Annotated in this window: 18 protein-coding genes and 6 tRNA genes; 15 read left to right on the top strand and 9 right to left on the bottom strand. The window is 72.2% G+C overall.

Annotated elements, in window-relative coordinates; genetic code table 11:
* Positions 1–59 precede the first annotated feature (59 nt).
* Positions 60–1130, top strand: a complete 1071-nt coding sequence (purM, locus tag ACZ7IF_RS34845) for a phosphoribosylformylglycinamidine cyclo-ligase (protein WP_362456326.1) — start codon at positions 60–62, stop codon at positions 1128–1130.
* 109 nt (positions 1131–1239) lie between these two features.
* Here purM and ACZ7IF_RS34840 read toward each other — a convergent pair whose 3' ends face one another.
* Together ACZ7IF_RS34840 and ACZ7IF_RS34835 are read right to left on the bottom strand one after the other, a co-directional pair.
* The gene (locus ACZ7IF_RS34840) at positions 1240–1500 is read right to left on the bottom strand and encodes a DUF3073 domain-containing protein (protein ID WP_125602468.1); all 261 of its coding nucleotides are present in this window, start codon (positions 1498–1500) and stop codon (positions 1240–1242) included.
* 277 nt (positions 1501–1777) lie between these two features.
* On the bottom strand, positions 1778–2887 hold the full coding sequence (locus tag ACZ7IF_RS34835) for a Leu/Phe/Val dehydrogenase (RefSeq protein ID WP_470980067.1): 1110 nt from the start codon (positions 2885–2887) through the stop codon (positions 1778–1780).
* A gap of 183 nt (positions 2888–3070) precedes the next feature.
* Between ACZ7IF_RS34835 and ACZ7IF_RS34830 the strand changes: the two genes are divergently transcribed.
* Both ACZ7IF_RS34830 and bldC read left to right on the top strand, forming a co-directional pair.
* Positions 3071–3910, top strand: coding sequence for a DUF8083 family protein (locus tag ACZ7IF_RS34830; RefSeq protein WP_470980064.1), 840 nt, complete (start codon positions 3071–3073; stop codon positions 3908–3910).
* 609 nt (positions 3911–4519) lie between these two features.
* Positions 4520–4726 carry a developmental transcriptional regulator BldC gene (bldC, locus tag ACZ7IF_RS34825; protein WP_003949541.1) on the top strand — a complete coding sequence of 69 codons (207 nt, stop codon included), beginning with the start codon at positions 4520–4522 and terminating at the stop codon, positions 4724–4726.
* 636 nt (positions 4727–5362) lie between these two features.
* Here bldC and ACZ7IF_RS34820 read toward each other — a convergent pair.
* Both ACZ7IF_RS34820 and hrpA read right to left on the bottom strand, forming a co-directional pair.
* Positions 5363–5436, bottom strand: a tRNA-Asp gene (locus tag ACZ7IF_RS34820).
* A 71-nt stretch (positions 5437–5507) separates the two neighbouring features.
* Positions 5508–9431 (bottom strand): ATP-dependent RNA helicase HrpA, encoded by a 3924-nt coding sequence (gene hrpA, locus ACZ7IF_RS34815; RefSeq protein ID WP_470980061.1) that lies wholly within the window; start codon positions 9429–9431, stop codon positions 5508–5510.
* 111 nt (positions 9432–9542) lie between these two features.
* Between hrpA and ACZ7IF_RS34810 the strand changes: the two genes are divergently transcribed.
* The 3 genes from ACZ7IF_RS34810 (at position 9543) to ACZ7IF_RS34800 (ending at position 11870) form a co-directional block, all read left to right on the top strand.
* Positions 9543–10268 carry a hypothetical protein gene (locus tag ACZ7IF_RS34810; RefSeq protein ID WP_470980058.1) on the top strand — a complete coding sequence of 242 codons (726 nt, stop codon included), beginning with the start codon at positions 9543–9545 and terminating at the stop codon, positions 10266–10268.
* Positions 10269–10329: 61 nt separating this feature from the next.
* Complete coding sequence (locus ACZ7IF_RS34805; RefSeq protein WP_470980055.1) at positions 10330–11037, top strand: DsbA family protein; 708 nt, start codon at positions 10330–10332, stop codon at positions 11035–11037.
* Entirely contained in the window at positions 11034–11870 is an 837-nt protein-coding gene (locus ACZ7IF_RS34800) for a cytochrome c biogenesis CcdA family protein (protein ID WP_470980052.1), read from the top strand. The genes ACZ7IF_RS34805 and ACZ7IF_RS34800 overlap by 4 nt, the downstream gene beginning before the upstream one ends.
* A 41-nt stretch (positions 11871–11911) precedes the next feature.
* Here ACZ7IF_RS34800 and ACZ7IF_RS34795 read toward each other — a convergent pair.
* The 3 genes from ACZ7IF_RS34795 to ACZ7IF_RS34785 all read right to left on the bottom strand — a co-directional run bounded on the left by ACZ7IF_RS34795 (position 11912) and on the right by ACZ7IF_RS34785 (position 12192).
* Positions 11912–11985, bottom strand: a tRNA-Phe gene (locus ACZ7IF_RS34795).
* 22 nt (positions 11986–12007) lie between these two features.
* Positions 12008–12081: transfer RNA gene (locus ACZ7IF_RS34790), tRNA-Asp, on the bottom strand.
* 38 nt (positions 12082–12119) lie between these two features.
* Positions 12120–12192: transfer RNA gene (locus ACZ7IF_RS34785), tRNA-Glu, on the bottom strand.
* Between the two features lie 126 nt (positions 12193–12318).
* Here ACZ7IF_RS34785 and ACZ7IF_RS34780 point away from each other — a divergent pair.
* From ACZ7IF_RS34780 to ACZ7IF_RS34740, 9 genes are all read left to right on the top strand, one after another.
* Positions 12319–12669 (top strand): metallopeptidase family protein, encoded by a 351-nt coding sequence (locus ACZ7IF_RS34780; RefSeq protein ID WP_030225620.1) that lies wholly within the window; start codon positions 12319–12321, stop codon positions 12667–12669.
* Entirely contained in the window at positions 12666–13145 is a 480-nt protein-coding gene (locus ACZ7IF_RS34775) for a FluC/FEX family fluoride channel (protein WP_470980048.1), read from the top strand. The genes ACZ7IF_RS34780 and ACZ7IF_RS34775 overlap by 4 nt, the downstream gene beginning before the upstream one ends.
* Entirely contained in the window at positions 13142–13516 is a 375-nt protein-coding gene (locus tag ACZ7IF_RS34770; protein WP_470980045.1) for a fluoride efflux transporter FluC, read from the top strand. Before ACZ7IF_RS34775 ends, ACZ7IF_RS34770 begins: the two co-directional genes overlap by 4 nt.
* A gap of 86 nt (positions 13517–13602) precedes the next feature.
* On the top strand, positions 13603–14265 hold the full coding sequence (locus ACZ7IF_RS34765) for a hypothetical protein (RefSeq protein WP_470980042.1): 663 nt from the start codon (positions 13603–13605) through the stop codon (positions 14263–14265).
* A gap of 288 nt (positions 14266–14553) precedes the next feature.
* On the top strand, positions 14554–16665 hold the full coding sequence (locus ACZ7IF_RS34760; protein ID WP_470980039.1) for a DEAD/DEAH box helicase: 2112 nt from the start codon (positions 14554–14556) through the stop codon (positions 16663–16665).
* A 183-nt stretch (positions 16666–16848) separates the two neighbouring features.
* Positions 16849–16921 (top strand) — tRNA-Lys (locus ACZ7IF_RS34755).
* Between the two features lie 266 nt (positions 16922–17187).
* A tRNA-Met gene (locus ACZ7IF_RS34750) sits at positions 17188–17261 on the top strand.
* A gap of 158 nt (positions 17262–17419) precedes the next feature.
* Positions 17420–18595, top strand: a complete 1176-nt coding sequence (locus ACZ7IF_RS34745) for a PP2C family protein-serine/threonine phosphatase (RefSeq protein WP_470980037.1) — start codon at positions 17420–17422, stop codon at positions 18593–18595.
* A 290-nt stretch (positions 18596–18885) separates the two neighbouring features.
* Complete coding sequence (locus tag ACZ7IF_RS34740; protein ID WP_470980035.1) at positions 18886–19953, top strand: M23 family metallopeptidase; 1068 nt, start codon at positions 18886–18888, stop codon at positions 19951–19953.
* Between the two features lie 23 nt (positions 19954–19976).
* Here the strand turns inward: ACZ7IF_RS34740 and ACZ7IF_RS34735 are convergent, their stop codons facing one another.
* Together ACZ7IF_RS34735 and trmB are read right to left on the bottom strand one after the other, a co-directional pair.
* Positions 19977–21212 carry a PrsW family intramembrane metalloprotease gene (locus ACZ7IF_RS34735; RefSeq protein WP_470980118.1) on the bottom strand — a complete coding sequence of 412 codons (1236 nt, stop codon included), beginning with the start codon at positions 21210–21212 and terminating at the stop codon, positions 19977–19979.
* Positions 21213–21307: 95 nt separating this feature from the next.
* On the bottom strand, positions 21308–22138 hold the full coding sequence (gene trmB, locus ACZ7IF_RS34730; protein ID WP_470980115.1) for a tRNA (guanosine(46)-N7)-methyltransferase TrmB: 831 nt from the start codon (positions 22136–22138) through the stop codon (positions 21308–21310).
* Between the last annotated feature and the right edge of the window lie 410 nt (positions 22139–22548).

The following is a 22548-nucleotide window of genomic DNA, read 5'->3' as shown; positions in this document are numbered from 1 at the left end:
GAGGCTTCTCCCGGGGCCCGGCACCACACGCAGCAACGACACGAAAGCTCTCGCCTGTCATGACAGAGAAGACCACCGGTGCCAGCTACGCAGCCGCCGGCGTCGACATCGAAGCGGGCGACCGCGCCGTCGAGCTGATGAAGGAGTGGGTGAAGAAGACGCAGCGCCCCGAGGTCCTCGGCGGCCTCGGCGGATTCGCCGGCCTCTTCGACGCCTCCGCCCTCAAGCGCTACGAGCGCCCCCTGCTGGCCTCGGCCACCGACGGCGTGGGCACCAAGGTGGACATCGCCCGCCAGCTGGGCGTGTACGACACCATCGGCCACGACCTGGTCGCCATGGTCATGGACGACATCGTCGTCTGCGGCGCCGAGCCGCTCTTCATGACGGACTACATCTGCGTCGGCAAGGTGCACCCCGAGCGTGTCGCCGCCATCGTCAAGGGCATCGCCGAGGGCTGCGTCCTCGCCGGCTGCGCCCTCGTCGGCGGCGAGACCGCCGAGCACCCGGGTCTGCTCGGACCGGACGACTTCGACGTCGCGGGCGCCGGCACCGGTGTGGTCGAGTACGACCGCCTCCTCGGCGCCGATCGCATCCGTACGGGGGACGCCGTCATCGCGATGGCGTCGTCCGGCCTTCACTCGAACGGGTACTCGCTGGTCCGGCACGTCCTCTTCGACCGGGCCGGGATGTCCCTGGACCAGCACGTCGACGAGCTCGGCCGCACCCTCGGCGAGGAGCTGCTGGAGCCGACCAAGATCTACTCGCTGGACTGCCTGGCCCTCACCCGCACGGCCGAGGTCCACGCGTACTCGCACATCACGGGCGGCGGCCTCGCGGCGAACCTCGCCCGGGTCATCCCGGACCACCTGCACGCCACCGTCGACCGCTCCACCTGGGCGCCCGGGGCGATCTTCGACCTGGTCGGCAAGGCCGGCAGCGTCGAGCAGCTGGAGCTGGAGAAGACCCTGAACATGGGCGTCGGCATGATGGCCGTGGTCCCGCAGGAGTCGGTGGACGTGGCCCTGACCACCCTCGCCGACCGGGGCGTCGAGGCCTGGGTCGCCGGCGAGATCCTCGACCGGGGCGACCACGCCGAGGGCGCGACCCTGACCGGGAGCTACGCGGTCTGAGCAGCACTGAAACCCGGTCCGGGGCAATGCCCTGGACCGGGTTTCGGCACGTGTGGAACAAGTTCAGTCAGCCTGCTGGTAGGCACGCCGTGAACAGAGGATCGGTGCGTCAAGCCCCGCGACGGTGCGCCGAGGGGCCGGACTGCTCGTCCTCGTCCTCGTCGTCATCGTTGTACAGATCCGCGTACTTGGCGTACGGGTCGTCGTCGTCCAGATCGTCATCGACTTCGACCGGCGCGCTGATAGGCAGCGGCTCTGTCTGCGATGCGCCCAGCTCATTGGCCAGACGCGAGAGGTCAGTCCCGCCGCTGTTGTACTTCAGCTGGCGGGCGACCTTTGTCTGCTTGGCCTTGGCCCGGCCGCGCCCCATGGCTCGACCCCCTCGGTGACGGGGCTCGACGGCCCCAGAGTCTGACACGCGTTCATGGTTCGGAGCGGGCTCTCCGTGGAGAGACCGTCCGTAGGGGTTTAACGGTACCTGCTTCCGCGGCCATACGGTACGCCGCCCGCATGACGCGCCTCTCCACAGAACCAGCGGGACACCCCGTACTCGCTGGTCAGCTGCGATTTTAACGCTTTCCTGGCCGCCGACCCGCCGAAGCGCAGTGAGTTCTGTCTCGCCGCGCTCCGGCGGGTCCCGGAAAGGGCTACGCCTTGCGTGCCGCGGCGCGCTCCGCGAGGGCGTCGGACATCCGCTGCTCGGCGATCCGGTCGGCCGCGGCGGCCGGCGGGATCCCGTCGGCCTTCGCACGTGCGAATATGGCCAGCGTGGTGTCGAAGATCTTCGATGCCTTCGCCTTGCACCGGTCGAAGTCGAAGCCGTGGAGCTCGTCGGCGACCTGGATGACCCCGCCCGCGTTGACCACGTAGTCGGGGGCGTAGAGGATCCCGCGGTCCGCGAGGTCCTTCTCCACACCCGGGTGGGCGAGCTGGTTGTTCGCCGCGCCGCAGACGACCGTGGCGGTCAGGACCGGGACGGAGTGGTCGTTCAGGGCGCCGCCGAGCGCGCAGGGGGCGTAGATGTCCAGGCCCTCCACGCGGATCAGGGCCTCGGTGTCGGCGACCGCGGTGACCTCGCCGCCGGGGTGCTTGTCGAGGATCTCGCGGACCGACTCCTCGCGGACGTCCGTGATCACGACCTCGGCGCCGTCCTCCAGCAGGTGCTCCACCAGGTGGCGGCCGACCTTGCCGACACCCGCGACACCGACCTTGCGGCCGCGCAGCGTCGGGTCGCCCCACAGGTGCTGGGCGCTGGCGCGCATGCCCTGGAAGACGCCGTAGGCGGTCAGCACCGAGGAGTCGCCGGCGCCGCCGTTCTCGGGGGAGCGGCCGGTGGCCCAGCGGGTCTCGCGGGCGACGACGTCCATGTCCGCGACGTACGTGCCGACGTCGCAGGCGGTGACGTAGCGGCCGCCGAGCGACTCCACGAACCGGCCGTAGGCCAGCAGGAGTTCCTCGCTCTTGAGGACGGACGGGTCGCCGATGATCACGGCCTTGCCGCCGCCGAGGTCGAGACCGGCGAGGGCGTTCTTGTAGGACATGCCGCGCGAGAGGTTCAGCGCGTCGCGGACGGCTTCCTCGTCCGAGGCGTACGCGTGGAAGCGCGTGCCGCCGAGGGCGGGGCCCAGGGCGGTGGAGTGGATGGCGATGACGGCCTTGAGGCCCGTGGCTCGGTCCTGGCACAGCACGACTTGCTCGTGGCCGCCCTGCTCCGAACGGAACAGGGTGTGCAGGACGCCGTCGGTCATTTCGGTCACGGTGGTGACTCCCATGGAAGAGATGCGGCGGAAAGACGCCCGCCCTGCGGGTGGGGGAGGGCGCACTGGGAGCAGAGTAAGACCTGCGGCGCGCGGGGGTACCCCCTGTCCGGGGATCGGAACACTCCCGGGTTACCCGGCCCCGGAGGTGAGCCGGAGCGCCAAAAAGGGCAGGACCGGTGCGTGAGCGAATCCCCACGGCCCGGGCCGGCCGTCCCGTACGCCTCCTACCTGCGCGTGTACGAGCCCCTGGCGGCGTTCACGGAGCCCGAGCGCACGCACTGGGCCGCGTACGCCCGGCGCGGGACCGCCCCGACGGCCCAGGACGAACTGCGGCGCTCGCTCTCCGATTTGGTACGGGTCCCCGTGGTCGGGGTCCCGGCGCACGAGAGCGGGGACGCCTTCACGGCGGAGCGGGACGGGGTGCTGCTGGTGTGCCCCTGGCGGACCCGGCTGCGCGGCTGGCTGGCGCTCCAGGAGCTGGTGGCCGAGCTCCCGCGCCCGGTGCTGGACGCGGCGCTGCCGCCGGCGCAGCGGCGCCGGGCCGCCGAGGCGTACGAGGCCTGGCGCGAGCGGAACCCGGAGGCGCGCCCGTGGATCCGCACCGGGGTGTGGCAGGTCCCGCTGCGCTGGTTCGTGCTGGTGGCGGACGAGGAGCGGGAGTACCTGCGGGGCGAACGGCTGCGCTACCGGACCCCGATGGTGCAGGCCCGGCGGCGGCTCGCGCGGGCGCTGCGGACCCTGCGCGCGGCGGAGGGCCAGGGCTACGGGCCGCTGGCGGACGGGCTGGTGGAGGTCGGGAGCTGGCTGGAGGAGTTCCATCCGCGCTCGATGGTCGAACTGGACTACGGGGGGCTGCTGCACGCGCTGCCGGCTGACGGCCTGGCGGGGGACCGGTCGGCACGTGACCTGGCGGAGGGCCTCGCGGCCCTGCGGGCGGGCGACGGCGAGGGCGCCTCGCAGGTCTACGGGGAGCTTTCGCTGCGGTGGCGGGCGGTCCGGGAGAGGCTCTTCGCGAACTAGGAGGGCTTTGGGCCTTTCGGAACCCGTGGTCGGTGGGGATCATGTACGAATCCCGTTCGGTACCCGTTCGGACCCCTCGCGTATCGCCCGTATCGGTTGTCATCGGCCGATCGGCCACAATACGCAGATCAAGGGTTCGATCACCGCATTAGGGTCTTAGTTCCAGGACCTACGTCCCGATACGGGCCATTGGCCCAAGCGTGACGGAACGCACTATCCACACCCTTGCGCCCTTCCCCTACCCTCGTGCCAAAATAGGACAAGGAGTCCGGGGAGGGTTCCTTCCACCCAACTTTGGGCGGAATGCTCGGTATTGCACTCTATGGGGGGTCTGACGACTCCTGATCGCTCTGTGACTGATCGTCACAGTGGGGTGACTGTCCGTTATGGGGCGGTCCATCGGCTTCCGCCGCTGATGAACACCTCGGAGGGCAATTCCATCGGTTTGGCCGTCGAGGCTGGACGGATGGTGTAGTTGTAGTGCCGAGGACAAGCCGTTCGTCCTATAACCGACTCGGCCTGCGTATGTCCATTTCGGGCAACGCGGGCCAAGGTGCAGAATTTAGAGGAAAGAACCGAGATGGTTCGGTTCTCCCGAGGAGGCCGCTCATGACCGCTCGCACCCCTGATGCCGAGCCGCTGCTGACCCCGGCTGAGGTTGCCACGATGTTCCGCGTGGACCCGAAGACGGTCACCCGCTGGGCCAAGGCTGGCAAGCTCACGTCCATCCGCACCCTGGGTGGACACCGCCGTTACCGCGAGGCCGAGGTCCGCGCACTGCTCGCGGGAATTCCGCAGCAGCGCAGCGAGGCCTGAGGTCCCGCAGCAACACCGCATTAACGGGTACGTGTCGGATCCCCCAATCCGATGAAACCCACATGGCTTCATCGGCTGGGCCTGCCCCAACAGGCTCACTGCCGTTTGATCGCGCTGGACTCCGCCGGGTCCAGCGCGATCTTTTTGTGTCCGGAGCGCCCCCGGGCGGACCTGGGAGGGGTTCGGGACCCCGTCGTCCCCGGGCGCCGGCGGGGTAGGTGCCATTGCACATATTAAATTGAGCGTGCGTATGAGTCCGATAAACGTGCGAGTCTCAAAAACTCATGTGGTGACTCCCGTCACAGCTGATAACTCTTGTACATCCGGCAATGCCCCCCGTAAAGGGAGGTCCGGGTACAGAGCGCCTCATGCGTATGGGGGATTTTTCCTCTCCGGGCGATGTGTTCCCCCGACCCCGCTGAAGGGCCCCTGGAAGGCCCCCGGGCCGCGTCGGCGGCCCGGGAAGCGCCGAGGGGGCACCGGGGCTCTCAGGGGGGCCCACAGGGGCGCCACGGGGCTCGGGCGATCATGCGGCGGGGGAGTCGGCCCGGATCGCCGGCGCCCTGCGGCGCGGCCGGCGCCCGGATACGCGTCAGGGCCCGTATCCCTTGCGGAATACGGGCCCTGACGTTTCTGCGATCCTGACGGGACTTGAACCCGCGACCTCCACCTTGACAGGGTGGCGAGCTAACCAACTGCTCCACAGGACCTTGATTCGCGGCCGACTGGCGCGGCTGCGAAACAGACTGTACAGCAGCTCAGGGGGTGCGGTCGAACCGGATCACGGCGCCGCCGCGTCCACCGCCTTCACGATCCGCTTGTCGGAGACCGGATACGCCGTCCCGAGGGCGTGCGCGAAGTAGCTGACCCGCAGTTCCTCGATCATCCAGCGGATCTCCGTGACCGCCTCCGGGACGGGCCGGCCCTTCGGCAACTGCTCCAGCAGCCACAGGTACTCGTCCCGCATCTCGTGGACCTTCTCCATGCGCGTGGTGTCGCGCTGGGCACCCGTCGGCATCTGCTGGAGCCGCCGGTCGGCCGCCACCAGATAACGCATCAGGTCCGGCAGCCGCTTCAGCCCGGTCAGCGTCACGAAACCGGCCGGCATCAGGGCCGCCAGCTGCGCCTTCACGTCCGCGACGTTCGCCATCAGGGCCAGGCTGCCCGTGGCCTTCAGCCGCCGCTCACAGGCCTGCCAGGCCGCCAGGACCTGCTGCACCTGCCCGACGGTCCGCACCGTCGTGTCCACCAGATCGGCCCGGACCCTGTCGTAGAGCCGGCGGAAGCCGGCCTCGTCCCAGGCGGGACCGCCGTGATCGGCGATCAGCTTGTCGGCGGCCGCCGTCGCGCAGTCGTCGAACAGCGCCTGGATGGAGCCGTGCGGATTGCGCGACAGTGCCAGCTTCTGCTGGTTCGACAGCTTGTCCGAGGCGAACTTCGCCGGGTTCACCGGGATGTTCAGCAGGATCAGGCGCCGCGTGCCGAGCCACATCGCCCGCTGCTGCTCGGCCTCCGTGTCGAAGAGGCGTACGGAGACGCTCGCCCCGTCGTCCACCAGCGCCGGGTACGCCTTCACCGGCTGGCCCGCCCGGCGGGTCTCGAAGACCTTCTCCAGCGTGCCGATCGTCCAGTCCGTCAGACCGGTGCGCTCCAGGGACTCCCCGCCCGCCCGTTCGGCGGTGGCGGCCGCGGCCTTGGAGAGGGCCTGGCGGGCCTTCGGCTTCAGCTTCAGCCGCAGGGCCTCCAGGTCCTTGTCCTCGGCGAGGTTGCGGCGCCGCTCGTCGACGATCCGGAAAGTGATCTTCAGGTGGTCCGGGATCCGGCCGAGGTCGAAGTCCTCCGCCGCCACCGGCACGCCCACCATCCGGTGCAGCTCGCGCGCCAGCGTCACCGGCAGCGGCTCCTGCATCGGATGCGCCGTCAGCAGGAAACGCGTCGCGTAGTTCGGAGCCGGTACGTAGTGCCTGCGGATCGGCTTCGGCAGCGAACGGATCAGCTCCGTGACGACCTCCTCCCGCAGACCAGGGATCTGCCAGTCGAAGCCCTCGTCCGTGACCTGGTTCAGCACCTGGAGCGGAATGTGCACGGTCACACCGTCCGCGTCCGCGCCCGGCTCGAACTGGTACGTCACCCGGAACTTCAGCTGCCCCTGCCGCCAGGAGTCCGGATAGTCGGCCTTGGTGACCCCGGCCGCCTTCTCCGTCAGGAGCATCTCCCGCTCGAAGTCGAGGAGTTCGGGCTCCTCGCGCTTCTTGTGCTTCCACCAGGAGTCGAAGTGCGCCCCCGAGACCACGTGCTCCGGGATCCGCTGGTCGTAGAAGTCGAACAGGGTCTCGTCGTCCACGACGATGTCGCGGCGCCGCGCCCGGTTCTCCAGCTCCTCGACCTCGGTCAGCAGCTTGCGGTTGTCGGCGTAGAACTTGTGGTGGGTCCGCCAGTCGCCCTCGACCAGCGCGTTGCGGATGAACAGCTCCCGCGACACCTCCGGGTCGATCCGGCCGTAGTTGATCTTCCGCTGCGCCACGATCGGCACGCCGTACAGCGTGACCTTCTCGTACGCCATCACGGCCGCCTGGTCCTTCTCCCAGTGCGGCTCGCTGTACGTGCGCTTGATCAGGTGCTGCGCCAGCGGCTCCACCCACTCGGGCTCCACCTTGGCGTTCACCCGCGCCCACAGCCGCGAGGTCTCCACCAGCTCCGCCGACATCAGGAACTTCGGCTGCTTCTTGAACAGCGCCGAGCCCGGGAACACCGCGAACTTCGCCGACCGCGCGCCCAGGTACTCGTTCTTGTCGGTGTCCTTGAGGCCGATGTGCGACAGCAGGCCGGCCAGCAGCGAGATGTGGATGTTGGTCTCGGCGCCGTCCGCCTCGTTGACGTGGATCCCCATGGTCCGCGCCACCGACCGCAGCTGGGCGTAGATGTCCTGCCACTCCCGGATCCGCAGGAAGTTCAGGTACTCCTGCTTGCACATCCGGCGGAAGGAGGACGAGCCGCGCTCCTTCTGCTGCTCGCGGACGTACCGCCACATGTTCAGGTACGAGAGGAAGTCGCTCGTCTCGTCCTTGAACCGGGCGTGGTTCTGGTCCGCCTGCGTCTGCTTGTCCGACGGCCGCTCGCGCGGGTCCTGGATGGACAGGGCCGCCGCGATGACCATGACCTCGCGGACGCAGTTGTTCTTGTCCGCCTCCACGACCATGCGGGCCAGCCGCGGGTCCACCGGCAGCTGGGAGAGCTGGCGGCCCATCGGGGTGAGCTGCTTCTTCACGTCCTTCTGCGCCGGGTCCAGCGCGCCGAGCTCCTGGAGCAGCTGCACGCCGTCGCGGATGTTGCGGTGGTCCGGCGGGTCGATGAAGGGGAACTTCTCGATCTCGCCGAGCCCGGCGGCGGTCATCTGGAGGATGACGGACGCCAGGTTCGTCCGCAGGATCTCGGCGTCCGTGAACTCCGGCCGGCCGTTGAAGTCGTCCTCGGAGTACAGCCGGATGCAGATGCCGTCGCTGGTACGGCCGCAGCGGCCCTTGCGCTGGTTGGCGCTGGCCTGGCTGATCCGCTCGATCGGCAGCCGCTGCACCTTCGTGCGGTGGCTGTAGCGGGAGATGCGGGCCGTGCCCGGGTCGATCACGTACTTGATGCCGGGGACGGTGAGGGAGGTCTCGGCGACGTTGGTCGCGAGGACGATCCGGCGGCCGGTGTGCGGCTGGAAGACCCGGTGCTGCTCGGCGTGCGAGAGCCGGGCGTACAGGGGGAGGACCTCCGTGAAGCGGAGCTTCTTCTTGACCAGCGCGTCGGCGGTGTCGCGGATCTCCCGCTCACCGGAGAGGAAGACCAGGATGTCGCCCGGGCCCTCGCCCTGGAGCTCGTCGACGGCGTCGCAGATCGCGGTGATCTGGTCGCGGTCGCTCTCCTCGGAGTCCTCTTCGAGGAGCGGCCGGTAGCGCACCTCGACGGGGTACGTCCGCCCGCTGACCTCGACGATCGGCGCGTCCCCGAAGTGCCGGGAGAACCGCTCCGGGTCGATGGTCGCCGAGGTGATGACCACCTTGAGGTCGGGGCGCTTGGGCAGCAGCGTGGCCAGGTAGCCGAGCAGGAAGTCGATGTTCAGGGACCGCTCGTGCGCCTCGTCGATGATGATCGTGTCGTAGGCGCGCAGCTCGCGGTCCGTCTGGATCTCGGCGAGCAGGATGCCGTCCGTCATCAGCTTCACGAAGGTCGCGTCCTGGTCCACCTGGTCGGTGAAGCGGACCTTCCAGCCGACGGTCTGCCCGATCTCCGACCTCAGCTCCTCCGCGATGCGCTCCGCGACCGTGCGGGCGGCGATCCGCCGGGGCTGGGTGTGCCCGATCATGCCCCGGACGCCGCGTCCCAGCTCCATGCAGATCTTGGGGATCTGCGTGGTCTTGCCGGAGCCGGTCTCGCCCGCGACGATCACGACCTGGTGGTCGCGTATCGCCTCGGCGATCTCGTCCTTCTTCTGGCTGACGGGCAGGTTCTCGGGATACGTGACCTCCGGCATGCGCGAGGCGCGGCCGGCCAGTCGCGCGGCGGCCTTCTCGGCCTCCGCGGCGATCTCGTCGAGCACGGCCTGCCTGGCCTCGGGCTTGCGGATACGGCGGGCGCCCTCGAGGCGGCGGCCGAGGCGGTGCGCGTCACGGAGGGAGATCTCACCGAGAAGCGTCTGCAGGGCGGCGAAGGAAGTAGACATACCTGATCGAGGATCTCACCTGGGCCGGGCGGGTGGCGAACGCATTTGTGCCCCTCCCCGTACCATTTCGGGACGAGTCCCCCAGTTGTGCGAGTGAGAGGCCGCCCACCGTTGTCCTTCCGCCGTTCGGCTGCCGCCGTCCTCGTGGCTCTGCTGGGCACGGCCCTCGCCCTTGCCCTGGCCGGGCCGGTACGGACGACCCCGGACCGGGATCCTGCCCTGCGGGCGGCCCTTGCCCTGGCCGGGCCCGTACAGGGGACCCGGGACCGGGATCCGGCCCTTGCCCTGGCCGGGCGGCCGGAGGCCGGTCCGGAGCTGCGCTCGGCTCGTGTACTCGCGACTGCGGGTCGGGAATCGGCCCTGGCCCCGGCCGGGCCCGCGCGGGCGACCGCGGACAGGGGCCCGGCCCCGCAGGCGGCCACCGGCACGGGCGGGCCGGTGCGGGCGGCCCCGGATCCGGACCCGGCCTCCGCACCTGCCGTGCGGCCGGAGGCCCACGGGCCCGCTGCCCGCTACCCGGCCGGGCCGGTACGGGAGACCCCGGACCGGGGCGCGGCGCCGACGGGCTTCGCTCCGGCGCCGACCGGTTCCGGGACCGGTGTGGCGGACGCCCCCACCGGCGACCAGGGGCCGGGGCCCTCGTGTGATCCCGGAGGGCGGGGGCAGGGGCCCGGGGTGCCGCCCCGGGCCGGCGGGCAGGACCACGCGCAGCTCGCGGCGGCACGCCCCGCGCCCGGGCAGGCGCGCCCGCACCTCGCGCTGCGCGTACGCGTACCCGTACGCGGCCCCGACCAGCGGGCGCCCTCGCCGGTGGAGCTGTCCGTGATGCGGGTGTAGGGGGGCCGCACCACCAGTCCCCCCTTCACCACACGCAGCCACGCAGTTCTGGAGCACCCGTATGTCCCGCTCGTCCCGCAAGCCCCTGCTGATCTCCGCCGGGGTCGCCATCGCCGCCGTCACCCTCGGCCTGGTGTCCTGGCAGGCCACCGCCCCCCAGGAGAAGCCGCACCGCGACACCGCCGCCGCCACGCCCCGCACCGACCCCGCCGCCGAGCTCAAGGCGCTGGCCCGCCGCGAAGCCGGCGACAAGCTCGCCGTCGGCCGCGCCGACGCGCCCGTCGTCCTCATCGAGTACTCCGACTTCAAGTGCGGCTACTGCGGCAAGTTCGCCCGCGACACCGAACCCGAACTGGTGAAGAGGTACGTCGAGGACGGCACCCTCCGCATCGAGTGGCGCAACTTCCCGATCTTCGGAGCCGAGTCCGAGGCCGCCGCCAAGGCCGCCTGGGCCGCCGGGCAGCAGGACCGCTTCACCGCCTTCCACGCGGCCGCGTACGCCGAGGGCGCCAAGGCCAAGGGCTTCGGCGAGGACCGGCTCGTGGAGCTGGCCCGCGAGGCCGGCGTCCCCGACCTGGACCGCTTCAAGGCCGACATGGGCGGCGAGCAGGCCTCGGCCGCGCTGCGCCGCGACCAGGAGGAGGGCTACCGCATCGGCGTCCAGTCCACCCCCTCGTTCCTCGTCAACGGGCAGCCCATCGCCGGCGCCCAGCCCCTGGACGCCTTCACCGCCGCCATCGCCAGGGCCGAGGCGGCGGCGAAGCAGTGACCCACATCGGATACCTGGCCGCCCTGCTCGGTGGCCTCCTCGCTCTGCTCAGCCCGTGCAGCGCCCTGCTGCTGCCCGCCTTCTTCGCGTACTCCATCGACTCCCGCTCACGGCTCCTGGCGCGCACCGGGATCTTCTACGCGGGCCTCGCGAGCACCCTCGTACCGATGGGCGCGGCGGGCTCCTACGCGGGCCGCTTCTTCCACGGCAACCGTGACCTGCTCGTCCTCGCCGGCGGCTGGCTGATCATCGCGCTCGGCCTCGCCCAGATCCTGGGCCTCGGCTTCGCCCCGAGGCGGATCTCCGAGCTGTCCGGCCGGATCCGCCCGACCACCGCCCTGTCGGTGTACGCCCTCGGCGCGGTCTACGGGCTGGCCGGCTTCTGCGCGGGCCCGATCCTCGGCAGCGTCCTGACGGTGGCGGCCGTCAGCGGCAGCCCGGTCTACGGCGGCCTGCTGCTGGCGGTGTACGCGCTGGGCATGGCCGTACCGCTGTTCGTGCTGGCCCTGCTCTGGGAGCGCTTCGACCTCGGCCGGCGGCGCTGGCTGCGCGGCCGGGCCTTCCGGGCGGGCCGCTTCGAACTGCACACGACGTCGCTGCTGTCCGGGCTGTTCTTCATCACCCTGGGCGCGCTGTTCCTGGCGTACGACGGGGCGAGCGCCCTGCCCGGGCTGCTGGACGTGGACGACTCGTACGCCGTCGAGCGGTGGGCCGGCTCCCTCGCGGACGCCGTGCCGGACTGGGCGCTGCTCGCCCTGGTCGGCGCGGGCGCCCTCGCCTTCGGCCTGGCGCGGTGGCGGCGCTCCGCCCGGGCGGAGCAGCGGGAGGAGTAGAACGCGGAAGGCCCCGTCCGATGGACGGGGCCTTCCTTCTGTGGCTGGGGCCGGGGTCGAACCGGCGACCTATCGCTTTTCAGGCGATCGCTCGTACCAACTGAGCTACCCAGCCACGAGACTGTTTCCAGCCTCAGCGATCCTGACGGGACTTGAACCCGCGACCTCCACCTTGACAGGGTGGCGAGCTAACCAACTGCTCCACAGGACCTGGTGTGTGCAAGAGCAAGTCTTGCACATGGTGTTGCGTACCCCCAACGGGATTCGAACCCGTGCTACCGCCTTGAAAGGGCGGCGTCCTGGGCCACTAGACGATGAGGGCTAAAGGCCCGCCGGGCACTTTGCAGCGCGTCGGGGACGTGAGAAGCATATGGGATCGGAGGAGCTATCGCCAAAACGGTTTCCCCCGACGAGCTGCGGGCGCCCGCACCGGGGCGACAATGGCCGGGTGCTGGAGATGACGCGCGAGGAGTTCGAGGAGCTCGTCGCAGAGGCCCTGGACCGGATTCCGCCGGAGCTGACGCGGCTGATGGACAACGTCGCCGTGTTCGTCGAGGACGAGCCGCCGGCCGACGACCCCGAGCTGCTCGGCCTGTACGAGGGGACCCCGCTCACCGAGCGCGGCGAGTGGTACGCCGGAGTGCTCCCCGACCGCATCACCATCTACCGGAACCCCACGTTGCGCATGTGCGAGGACCGGGAGAGCGTGGTCGCCGAGACGGAGGTGACGGTGGTGCACGAGATCGCCCACCACTTCGGGATCGACGACGAACGGCTGCACGCCCTGGGTTACGGGTGACCCGGCCGGTCCCCGGCGCGGAGGCGATCGACCCCGACGTCGACCTGCACGTGCCCGCCCAGCGCGCCGAGCCGCAGGGCCGGGTGCTGGCCGCCGTCGCCGCGGGCGGGGCCGTCGGCGCCTCGGCCCGCTACGGGCTGGCCCTGCTGTGGCCGGCCGGGCCCGGGGCCTTCCCGTGGGCGACCTTCTGGACCAACGCCGCGGGCTGCGCGCTGATCGGCGTACTCATGGTGCTGATCAGCGAGGGCGGGCGGAGCGCGCCGCACCCGCTGCTGCGGCCGTTCGCGGGGGTGGGGGTGCTCGGCGGGTTCACCACCTTCTCCACCTACGCCGTGGACTTCTCCCGGCTGCTGGACGAGGGCGAGGCCGGGACCGCGCTGGCGTACGCCGGGCTGACGGTGGCGGCTGCGCTGGGCGCGGTGTGGGCGGCGGCCTCGGTGACCCGGCTGGCGCTCGGTGCGCGGGGGCGCCGGTGAACTGGCTGCTGGTGGTGGCGGGTGCCGTCGTCGGGGCGCCGCTGCGGTACCTGACCGACCGGGCGGTGCAGGCCCGCCACGACTCCGTGTTCCCGTGGGGGACCTTCGTGGTCAACGCGGCGGCCTGTCTGCTGCTCGGGGTGCTGGCGGGGGCGGCGCTGGCCGGCGCGGGCTCCTCGCGGGCGGACCTGCTGCTGGGTACGGGTCTGTGCGGGGCGCTCAGCACGTACTCGACCTTCTCGTACGAGACCCTGCGGCTGGCCGAGCGCGGCCGGCGGTTCCTGGCCGCGGCGAACGTCGCGGCGTCGGTGCTGGCGGGGCTGGGCGCGGTGACGCTCGGGTCGCAGGTGGCGCGACAGCTGTTCGCGTAAGGGGCGTGTCTCTTACGGGGTAAAGGGAGTTGGGCTCATTGACCCGCTCATCGCGGACCCCGCCGCAGTGCTCCGGAGGTGCCCCCGTGCGCCCTTTGACCGCTTCCCTGTCCGCGTCCCTCAGACTGGCCGTCTCCGCGCTCGCGGTGGCGGCGACGGCGGGCTGCATGAGCGTCGGCGAGGACGCCGCGAAGCCGGGGCCCGCGGCCTCGGTCGGCGGCAAGGACACGGGCGGGCCCGCCGGGGCGGCCGGCGGCGGCCACGGCTCCGGGGTGCACGGCAACGGCCACGGCGTGAAGGACGGTACGGGCGGCCAGGCGGGCAAGCCCGGTGAGCCCGGGAAGGCCTCCGGCGCGACCGGCGCCTCGCCCAGCCCGGGCGCGCCCGCGAAGCCCGGGCAGCCCTCCCCGTCGGCCGGCCCGGGCGGCGGCGCGGGCGGTCAGGGCGGCCAGGTGCCGTCCGGGGGCGGTACGGGTGCCGGCGGCCCGGGGTCCGCGGCGGGCGGGTCCGGTTCGGGCTCGGGGGCCGGCGGCGCGGGGTCGGCCGCCGGGGGCGCGGGATCCGGTTCGGGGTCCGGGTCGGGTTCGGGGTCCGGCGGGTCGGGTTCGGGCTCGGGATCCGGTTCCGGCGGCTCCGGCTCCGGCGGGTCGGGCGGGACGACCACCCCCACGCCGGACCCCACCCCGACTGTGACGGAACCCACGCCGAGCGGGTCGTCCGACGCGGGTCCGGGGGCGACCCTGGCCTGAGGGACTCTGCCCGGGTCTGAGGGGTTCTGGGCGGCCCTTCCGGGGTTCGCGTAACTCGTCCCCGAGGTATCGCCGCAGGTCAGGGGCGAAATCGGGAGGGTGACTTGCCAGACCCCCGGGAGGGTGCGTATGGTTATAGATCGTTTGATCCCATTGCCCGGCGCCGAATCCGAAGAGCGCCGTGTGGCGCGTACTCTCCCTAGCCGTGGCTGACCGCATTGAGGCGGTCGATTTGCGATTCACGGAGTTTGGGCGCGTGCCGAGACTCCGGAAGGTTTCGCATTTCGCATGTCCATTTCCAGTTCTGACCGTTCCGTCATGCCCGAGAACGACTCCACCGAGATCGTCGACGCCGAGACCCTCGCGGTCACCGAGGCCATGGACGCCATCGAGCGCGACGAGATCATCGAAGCCCTTGAGGCTGACGTGGCGGATGTCGCCGACGTGACCGCCGAGGCGGACGCGGCCGACGCCGACGACGCCGAGCCCACCGTCACCTTCGCGGACCTCGGTCTGCCCGAGGGCGTCGTGCGCAAGCTCGCCCAGAACGGCGTCACCACGCCGTTCCCGATCCAGGCCGCTACCATCCCGGACGCCCTGGCCGGCAAGGACATCCTCGGCCGCGGCCGCACCGGTTCCGGCAAGACCCTCTCCTTCGGTCTGCCGACCCTGGCCCGCCTGACCGACGGCCACACGGACAAGAAGAAGCCCCGCGCCGTCATCCTCACCCCGACGCGCGAGCTCGCCATGCAGGTCGCGGACGCCCTCCAGCCCTACGGCGACGTCCTCGGCCTGAAGATGAAGGTCGTCTGCGGCGGTACCTCCATGGGCAACCAGATCTACGCCCTGGAGCGCGGTGTCGACATCCTCGTCGCCACCCCCGGCCGTCTGCGCGACATCATCAACCGCGGCGCCTGCTCCCTGGAGAACGTCGAGGTCGCGGTCCTCGACGAGGCCGACCAGATGGCCGACCTGGGCTTCCTGCCCGAGGTCACCGAGCTGCTCGACCAGGTCCCGGCCGGCGGCCAGCGCATGCTCTTCTCCGCCACCATGGAGAACGAGATCGGCACCCTGGTCAAGCGCTACCTGAGCAACCCGGTCAGCCACGAGGTCGACAGCGCCCAGGGCAACGTCACGACCATGACCCACCACGTCCTCGTCGTGAAGCCGAAGGACAAGGCGCCGGTCACGGCCGCCATCGCCGCCCGCAAGGGCCGCACCATCATCTTCGTCCGCACCCAGCTGGGCGCCGACCGCATCGCCGAGCAGCTCATCGAGTCCGGCGTGAAGGCCGACGCGCTGCACGGCGGCATGACGCAGGGCGCCCGTACCCGCGTCCTCGCCGACTTCAAGGACGGCTACGTCAACGCGCTCGTCGCCACCGACGTCGCCGCCCGCGGCATCCACGTCGACGGCATCGACCTGGTCCTCAACGTGGACCCGGCCGGCGACCACAAGGACTACCTGCACCGCTCGGGCCGTACCGCCCGCGCCGGCAAGTCCGGTGTCGTCGTCTCCCTGGCCCTGCCGCACCAGCGCCGCCAGATCTTCCGCCTGATGGAGGACGCGGGCGTCGACGCCTCGCGCCACATCGTCCAGGGCGCCGGCGCCTTCGACCCGGAGGTCGCCGAGATCACCGGTGCGCGCTCGCTCACCGAGGTCCAGGCCGACTCCGCGAACAACGCCGCCAAGCAGGCCGAGCGCGAGGTCGCCGACCTGACCAAGCAGCTGGAGCGCGCGACCCGTCGCGCCGCCGAGCTGCGCGAGGAGGCCGACCGCCTCGTCGCCCGCTCCGCCCGCGAGCGCGGTGAGGACCCGGAGGCCGCCGTCGCCGAGGTCGTCGAGGCCGCCGAGGCCGAGGTCGCCGCTGCCGTGGCCGCCGTCGCCGAGCCCGTCGCCCAGGAGCGCACCTTCGAGCGCCGCGACGACCGGGGCAACTACGAGCGCCGCGACAACCGTCGTGACGACCGTGGTGGCGACCGTGGCGGCTTCCGCCGTGACGACCGTCCGTCGGGTGGCTTCCGCCGTGACGACCGTGGTGGCGACAACCGTGGCGGCTTCCGTCGCGATGACCGTCCGTCGGGTGGTTTCAACCGTGACGACCGTGGCGGCGACCGTGGCGGCTTCCGCCGTGACGACCGTCCGTCGGGTGGCTTCCGCCGCGATGACCGTGGTGGCGACAACCGTGGCGGCTTCCGTCGCGATGACCGTCCGTCGGGTGGTTTCAACCGTGACGACCGTGGCGGCGACAACCGTGGCGGCTTCCGCCGCGACGACCGTCCCTCCGGCGGCTTCCGTCGCGATGACCGTCCGTCCGGTGGTTTCAACCGTGACGACCGCGGTGGCGACCGTGGCGGCTTCCGCCGCGACGACAAGCCCCGCTGGAAGCGCAACGGCTGACGCCTGAGCGCCACCTGACGAAGACTCGGCCCCCACAGCACTCCGGTGCGGTGGGGGCCGAGCCCATTTCCGGCCGTTTCGCCCCTCCCGCGCCGGATGGCGGGAAACCGCCGGAGCCACACCCGGCGATACCCGATCGGTCCGCAGCCCCTCTCCGGCTATGCTCTGGGGTGAGCACCTGGAGGGCCATTAGCTCAATTGGCAGAGCAGCGGACTTTTAATCCGTTGGTTGTCGGTTCGAGTCCGACATGGCCTACCGCTCGCAGGCCCGGGGGAGCATCCTCCGGACCCGCGCCGAGCGCCCCGTCCGACTTCTTCGGACGGGGCGCTCCGTCGTTCCCGGGGCCGGCCGGTGGCCTGATCCCGTCCCAGGGCCTGCGCGCCGGTGCCCGATCTGCTGCTCCGGGCACCGGGATGGAATAGTTCTAGGGCTCTGACCTGCGGTTATGTCCTTCAGCGGGGGTGTGGGCGGGTTAATTGGCAGGAGCCGTCCCCCGGATGACGTAGAGTTGGGTTTACCGACGCGGGGTGGAGCAGCTCGGTAGCTCGCTGGGCTCATAACCCAGAGGTCGCAGGTTCAAATCCTGTCCCCGCTACTCAGTACGAAGGCCCGGTTCCTCTTGGAACCGGGCCTTCGTCGTGTCCGGGGCCGGGGCGCGGCGTCGTCACCCCTTCGGCCCGGTCCGCTCGCCGTACGGGGCCGCCTCCCGCCAGCCTGGAGGGGCGGGGCGCGACCGGGCGGCAGGAGAGCAGCGTGGCGGGGCTGGGCCGGCAGGGCGAGGACGGCAGCGCGGACGGCGCCGCCCGGCGGGTGGTGCGGATCCTGCCGGTGCTGCTGATCGTGCTGGGGACGGTCTTCGACCTCGCGACCCCGCCCAGCTTCACCGGATCCCCCTTCTTCACCGCGGCCCCGTTGATCGCGGCGCCCCTGTACACCCTCCGGGCGACCGCGCTGACCGGGATCGCCGCCTCGCTGGTGGTCGTGGGCCTGCACGTCCACAACGGCACCAGCTGGAAGGTGGAGGCGCTGACCGAGCTGGCGACGGTGCTGACCGTCTCCGGACTGGCGCTGCTGATCAACCTGGTCGTACGGCGCGGCGGCGAGCGGCTCGCCTCGGCGCGCGGGATCGCCGAGGCCGCGCAGCGGGCCGTGCTGCCGACCCCGGCCGGGCGGATCGCGGGGCTGCACGTCTGCGCCCGGTACGAGGCCGCGCAGGCCGACGCCTTCATCGGCGGGGACCTCTACGCCGTCCAGGACACCCCGTACGGCGTGCGGCTCGCGGTGGGCGACGTACGGGGCAAGGGGCTGGGGGCCGTGGAGGCCGTCGCGGTGGTGCTGGGTGCCTTCCGGGAGGCGGCGGAGACCGAGCCGACCCTGGAGGGGCTCGCGCGGCGCCTGGAGCGCGCCCTGGCCCGGGAGGGGGCGCGGCGGGGCAGCCTGGACGCGGTGGAGGGGTTCACCACGTGCGTGCTCGGGGAGATCCCGCCCGGCGCCGAACGGCTGCGGCTGCTGAACCGGGGCCACCCCGAGCCGCTGCTGCTGTACGCGGACGGCGGCCTGGCGGTACTGGCCCCGGCCGAGCCGGCGCTGCCGCTGGGCCTGGGCGAGCTGGCGGCCGGCGGGGCGTCCCGGCCGCAGGAGTGGCCCTTCCCGTCGGGCAGCACGCTGCTGCTGTACACCGACGGGCTGACCGAGGCGCGGGACGGGTCGGGCACCTTCTACGATCCGGCGGCCCGGCTGCGGGGGAGGGTCTTCCCGGGGCCGGACGAGCTGCTGGGCGCGCTCAGCAGCGATGTGCGCCGGCACACCGGCGGCGGTACGACCGACGACATGGCGCTGCTCGCGGTGGGGCGGGCGGGGGAGGGGCAGCCGGAGCGCAGGAGGACCGTCCCGGTGGTGCGCCGCGACGACCCGCGAGGGGCCGGGTGACCGTGCGTGGCCGAGAGGGGGCTCTGTGCAAGGTGCTTGACAGTGCGTCATTTGGCCGGTGTGGCTGGAGTGGTGGGGGTGGGGCGGGAGAATTGCCGGAGTTGTGGCTCCATGGGCCGAATGCGGAGGCCAAAGCTGTTCGAGGCGTGGCCGATTGGTGTTAACGATCAATCGCTTCGGCTTGGAATCATTCCCCCGCGTAGATTACCGTTCGATAACGCAGCGCGGTCGTCCCAGCTGTCGCAACGACGGCACCCGTGTGCGTTCTCGCCCATGAGGAGTGTGCCCCGGTGGCCTCCAACTCGCCTGCCCCTGACGGCATCGACGTCCAGGAGGCGCCCACTGCCGGAGCCTGGGGCGAGTGGAATCCCACGGAGGACTCCGCACGCCCGCTCCGTGGCAAGCACCGCGTCCTCAAGGCGCGCGGCGGACTCGCCCGCAGCTCGACCGTCCTCGGCGTCGGCGTGATCGCCGCGGTCGGCGCGGGCGGCATCGCCACCGCGCAGGACCGCCCCCAGGTCTCCATATCCATGCCCGACCTGCTCGGCGGGGGCGGCCACTCCGGCACCGACGGCGGCGACGCCGTGCGGACCGCCGCCGCGGCCGACTCCGGCACCGGCGTCGCGGGCGGCACGGAGACCGCCGCGGTGCCGAAGCAGGGCGGCGACGCGGGCGAGGCGCTGCTCAGCCGCATCCTCCTGCAGGCCGAATCGCAGCAGGACGCCGACGAGGCCCAGGCCCGGGCGGACGCCGAGCGGACGGCACGCGAGAGCGCCGCCCAGGAGGCCAAGGCCCAGCGCGAAGCCGCCGACAAGGAGGCCGAGACGGCGCGCGTCGCCGCCGAGCAGGCCGCAGCCGAGAAGGCGGCCGCGGACAAGGCCGCCGCCGAGCAGACCGCCACCAAGGCGGCGGGCACCGGCACCGGTTCCGGCGGGGGCACGGGCTCCGGCTCGCAGTCGGCGGGCGGCTGGTCCCTGCCGACCTCCTCCTACACCCTCACCTCCCACTACGGGGCCGCCGGCTCCATGTGGTCCTCCGGCTACCACACCGGCCTCGACTTCGCCGCTCCGACGGGCACCCCCGTCAAGGCCGTGGGCGGCGGCAAGGTCATCTCCGCCGGCTGGTCCGGGGCCTACGGCTACCGGATCGTGCTCAAGCTCGACGACGGTACCGAGGTCTGGTACTGCCACCTCTCCTCGATGTCCGTGACCTCCGGCTCCGTGGGCGCCGGAGAGACCATCGGCCGGGTCGGCGCCACCGGCAACGTCACGGGTGCGCACCTCCACCTCGAAGTGCGCAAGGGCGGCTCGACGGTCGACCCGCTGGCGTGGCTGGGCTCGAAGGGCCTCGACGTCTGACGGCTCGGCCCGGGGGCACCCCGCTAGGTCGGCGAGGCCGACAGCTCCGGAGTCCTGGCCGCCGGTACGAGGACCCGCGCGGGCGCCGGGGCGGCGGCCTGCGGGGTCCAGCGCGGCGGGGCCAGCAGCTCCTCCAGTACGGCGGCCCGTGCCAGCGCGGGCGCGGCCGTCGCCCGGCGGTGCCAGAGCCGGTGCAGCAACTCGCGCTCCCGCTCGGCGAATTCCGGGTCCCGGCCGCGGCCGCCCGGGCCGGACTGCCGGGCGTGCCGGCGCAGCAGGGCGAGGGCGGCGGCGTCCGCCGCGTACCGGGACACCGCGCGGGCGGCGGGGCGGCCTCCGGTGCGGCGGGCCAGGGCGCGCGCCAGTGACCGGGCCGGCACCGAAGCCAGGGCCGGCACCTCCGCCGGACTGAGCCAGCCCGCGGCGGCGTACACCGACAGCTCGGCGGCGACGGCCCGCAGGCGCCCGCGCCGGACCCGCACGGCCAGCCACACCAGCAGCCCGAACGCCGGGACCATCACGCAGCCGTAGACCAGGTAGAAACCGTACTCACCGAAGTGCGAGGAGCCGTTCCACAGCGCGTGGGCTCCCATGGCGAGGGCCAGGCCCAGCAGGGGCAGCCCGGTCCTGCGCGCACGGCGGGCGGTGAGTGCGGCAGCGCCGAAGCCGAGGCCGGTGAGCACCGTGAAGAGGGGGTGCGCGAACGGGGAGAGCACGACCCGCACGAAGAACGTCGCCGCCGTCACGGAGTCCAGGACGCGGGTGCCGTTGGCCAGGTCCTCCTCGAAGGCGTTGCCCAGGTAGAGGATGTTCTCGGTGAAGGCGAAGCCGGTGGCGGTGAACCCGGCGAGCACGATCGCGTCGGCGGCGCCGGTGAACCGCCGTCTTCGGAAGACGAAGACGAGGAGCAGGGCCGCGGCCTTCGCGGTCTCCTCCACCACCGGGGCGATCGCGACCGAGCCGAGGCGGTCGGCGGCGGCGGGGTCGGTGGAGGCCGCGGCCATCCACTCCGTGGCGAAGCTGTTGGCCAGTATCGCGATCAGCGCCGCGGTACAGGCCCCCCAGCCGAAGCAGAACAGCAACTGCCGCCAGGGGCCCGGCGCGGCCCGGCCGACCCACCGGAACGCCGCCATCAGCGGCGGCACCGGCAGCAGGGCCAGGCCGAGGCCCACGAAGAACCCGGCCGTGCCGGTCTGCTCCCGCACGAGCTCCAGGATCACGACCCCGGTGGCGGTGAGCAGCGTGCCGAGCACGCACATGCGGGCCGGGCCCGATGGGCGTGCGAGCACACGGGAGAGCGCTCGGTACACATGATGACCCTACCGAGCGGGTCGGACACTCCGAGTGACGTTTGTCAGTTCTTGGAGTCAGGTTCGACTGCCGGTTCGATCTCCTCCGCGCCGCGCCGGGCGAAGAGGAGGTCGTGGACGACGTGGCCCTTGTCCAGGCCCTGGCCCTCGAAACGGGTGAGCGGGCGGAACTCGGGCCGCGGCGCGTAGCCGCCGTCGGCCTGGGTGTTCACGAACTCCGGGTGGGCGGTGAGGACTTCGAGCATCTGCTCGGCGTAGTCCTCCCAGTCGGTCGCGCAGTGGAGCACGGCCCCGGGCGCCAGGCGGGTGGCGGCCAGGTCGAGGAACTCGGGCTGGATCAGGCGCCGCTTGTGGTGCCGGGCCTTGGGCCACGGGTCCGGGAAGTACACGCGCATCCCGGCGAGGGAGGCGGGCGGGAGCATCTCGCGGAGCAGGATGATCGCGTCGCCGTTCGCCACGCGGACGTTGGTGAGGCCGCCCCGCTCGGCGAGGGCGAGGAGGTTGCCCTGGCCGGGGGTGTGCACGTCGGCGGCGAGGATGCCGGTGGAGGGGTCGGCGGCGGCCATCTGGGCGGTGGCCTCGCCCATGCCGAAGCCGATCTCCAGGATGACCGGGAGCCCGTCGAAGAGCTTCTCCAGGTCGATGACCTCGTGGCCGTCGATGTCGAGGCCCCAGGTGCCCCACAGCCGCTTCAGCGCCTCGCCCTGGCCGGTGGTGACCCGGCTGCGGCGCGGCTGGAAGCTCCGGATCCGGCGCTCGTGGTGCGACCCGGCGGGGTCGGGCGCGGGACCGTCGGGGAACCGCGGCTCGGTGCGCCACTTGGGCGGCGTGTACGCCTCCGGCGGGGAGTCGGGGAGGCTGGGCTGGGGATTCAGGGGCTCAGACACAATGGGGGGATTCTACGTCGGGCCCCGCCGTTGCCCTGGCCGGGCGGAGCGGGTCCGGCCATTGCCCTGGCCATTGCTCTGGCGATTGCCCTGGCCGGTGCCGGTGCCGGTGCCGGTGCCGGTGCCGGTGCTCGTGCTTGTGCCGGTGCCGGTGGATGTGTGCGGGTGCTGTGCCGCTGCGCGGGCTCGGCCCCTCCCCGCCCTTCGCCCGTTCCCCGGGGCGCTGCCCCGGACCCCGCTCCCTGGGGGCTCCGCCCCAGACCCTCCCCCAGCGCCTCAATCGCCGGCGGGGCCGCAATCAGCCCCGCCGGCGATTGGGGCGATGGCGGGGTGGTGCCGTTTGGTGACCCCCACCAGGAAAGAGGGGCGGGTCCCCCCCCAAGCGGGCCGGGGGGTGG

The sequence above is a fragment of the Streptomyces sp. NPDC037421 genome (assembly GCF_055602105.1).
Note: the sequence above shows the minus strand (reverse complement) of the source record. Positions and strands in the feature narration are given on the sequence as shown.

What these genes read in the sequence shown, in the direction of transcription:
- purM (WP_362456326.1), top strand. Translation starts at nt 60, where the DNA reads ATGACAGAGAAGACCACCGGTGCCAGCTACGCAGCCGCCGGCGTCGAC.
- ACZ7IF_RS34840 (WP_125602468.1), bottom strand. Translation starts at nt 1,500, where the DNA reads ATGGGGCGCGGCCGGGCCAAGGCCAAGCAGACAAAGGTCGCCCGCCAG.
- bldC (WP_003949541.1), top strand. Translation starts at nt 4,520, where the DNA reads ATGACCGCTCGCACCCCTGATGCCGAGCCGCTGCTGACCCCGGCTGAG.
- hrpA (WP_470980061.1), bottom strand. Translation starts at nt 9,431, where the DNA reads ATGTCTACTTCCTTCGCCGCCCTGCAGACGCTTCTCGGTGAGATCTCC.
- ACZ7IF_RS34805 (WP_470980055.1), top strand. Translation starts at nt 10,330, where the DNA reads ATGTCCCGCTCGTCCCGCAAGCCCCTGCTGATCTCCGCCGGGGTCGCC.
- ACZ7IF_RS34760 (WP_470980039.1), top strand. Translation starts at nt 14,554, where the DNA reads ATGTCCATTTCCAGTTCTGACCGTTCCGTCATGCCCGAGAACGACTCC.
- ACZ7IF_RS34735 (WP_470980118.1), bottom strand. Translation starts at nt 21,212, where the DNA reads ATGTGCGTGCTCGGCACGCTGCTCACCGCCACCGGGGTCGTGATCCTG.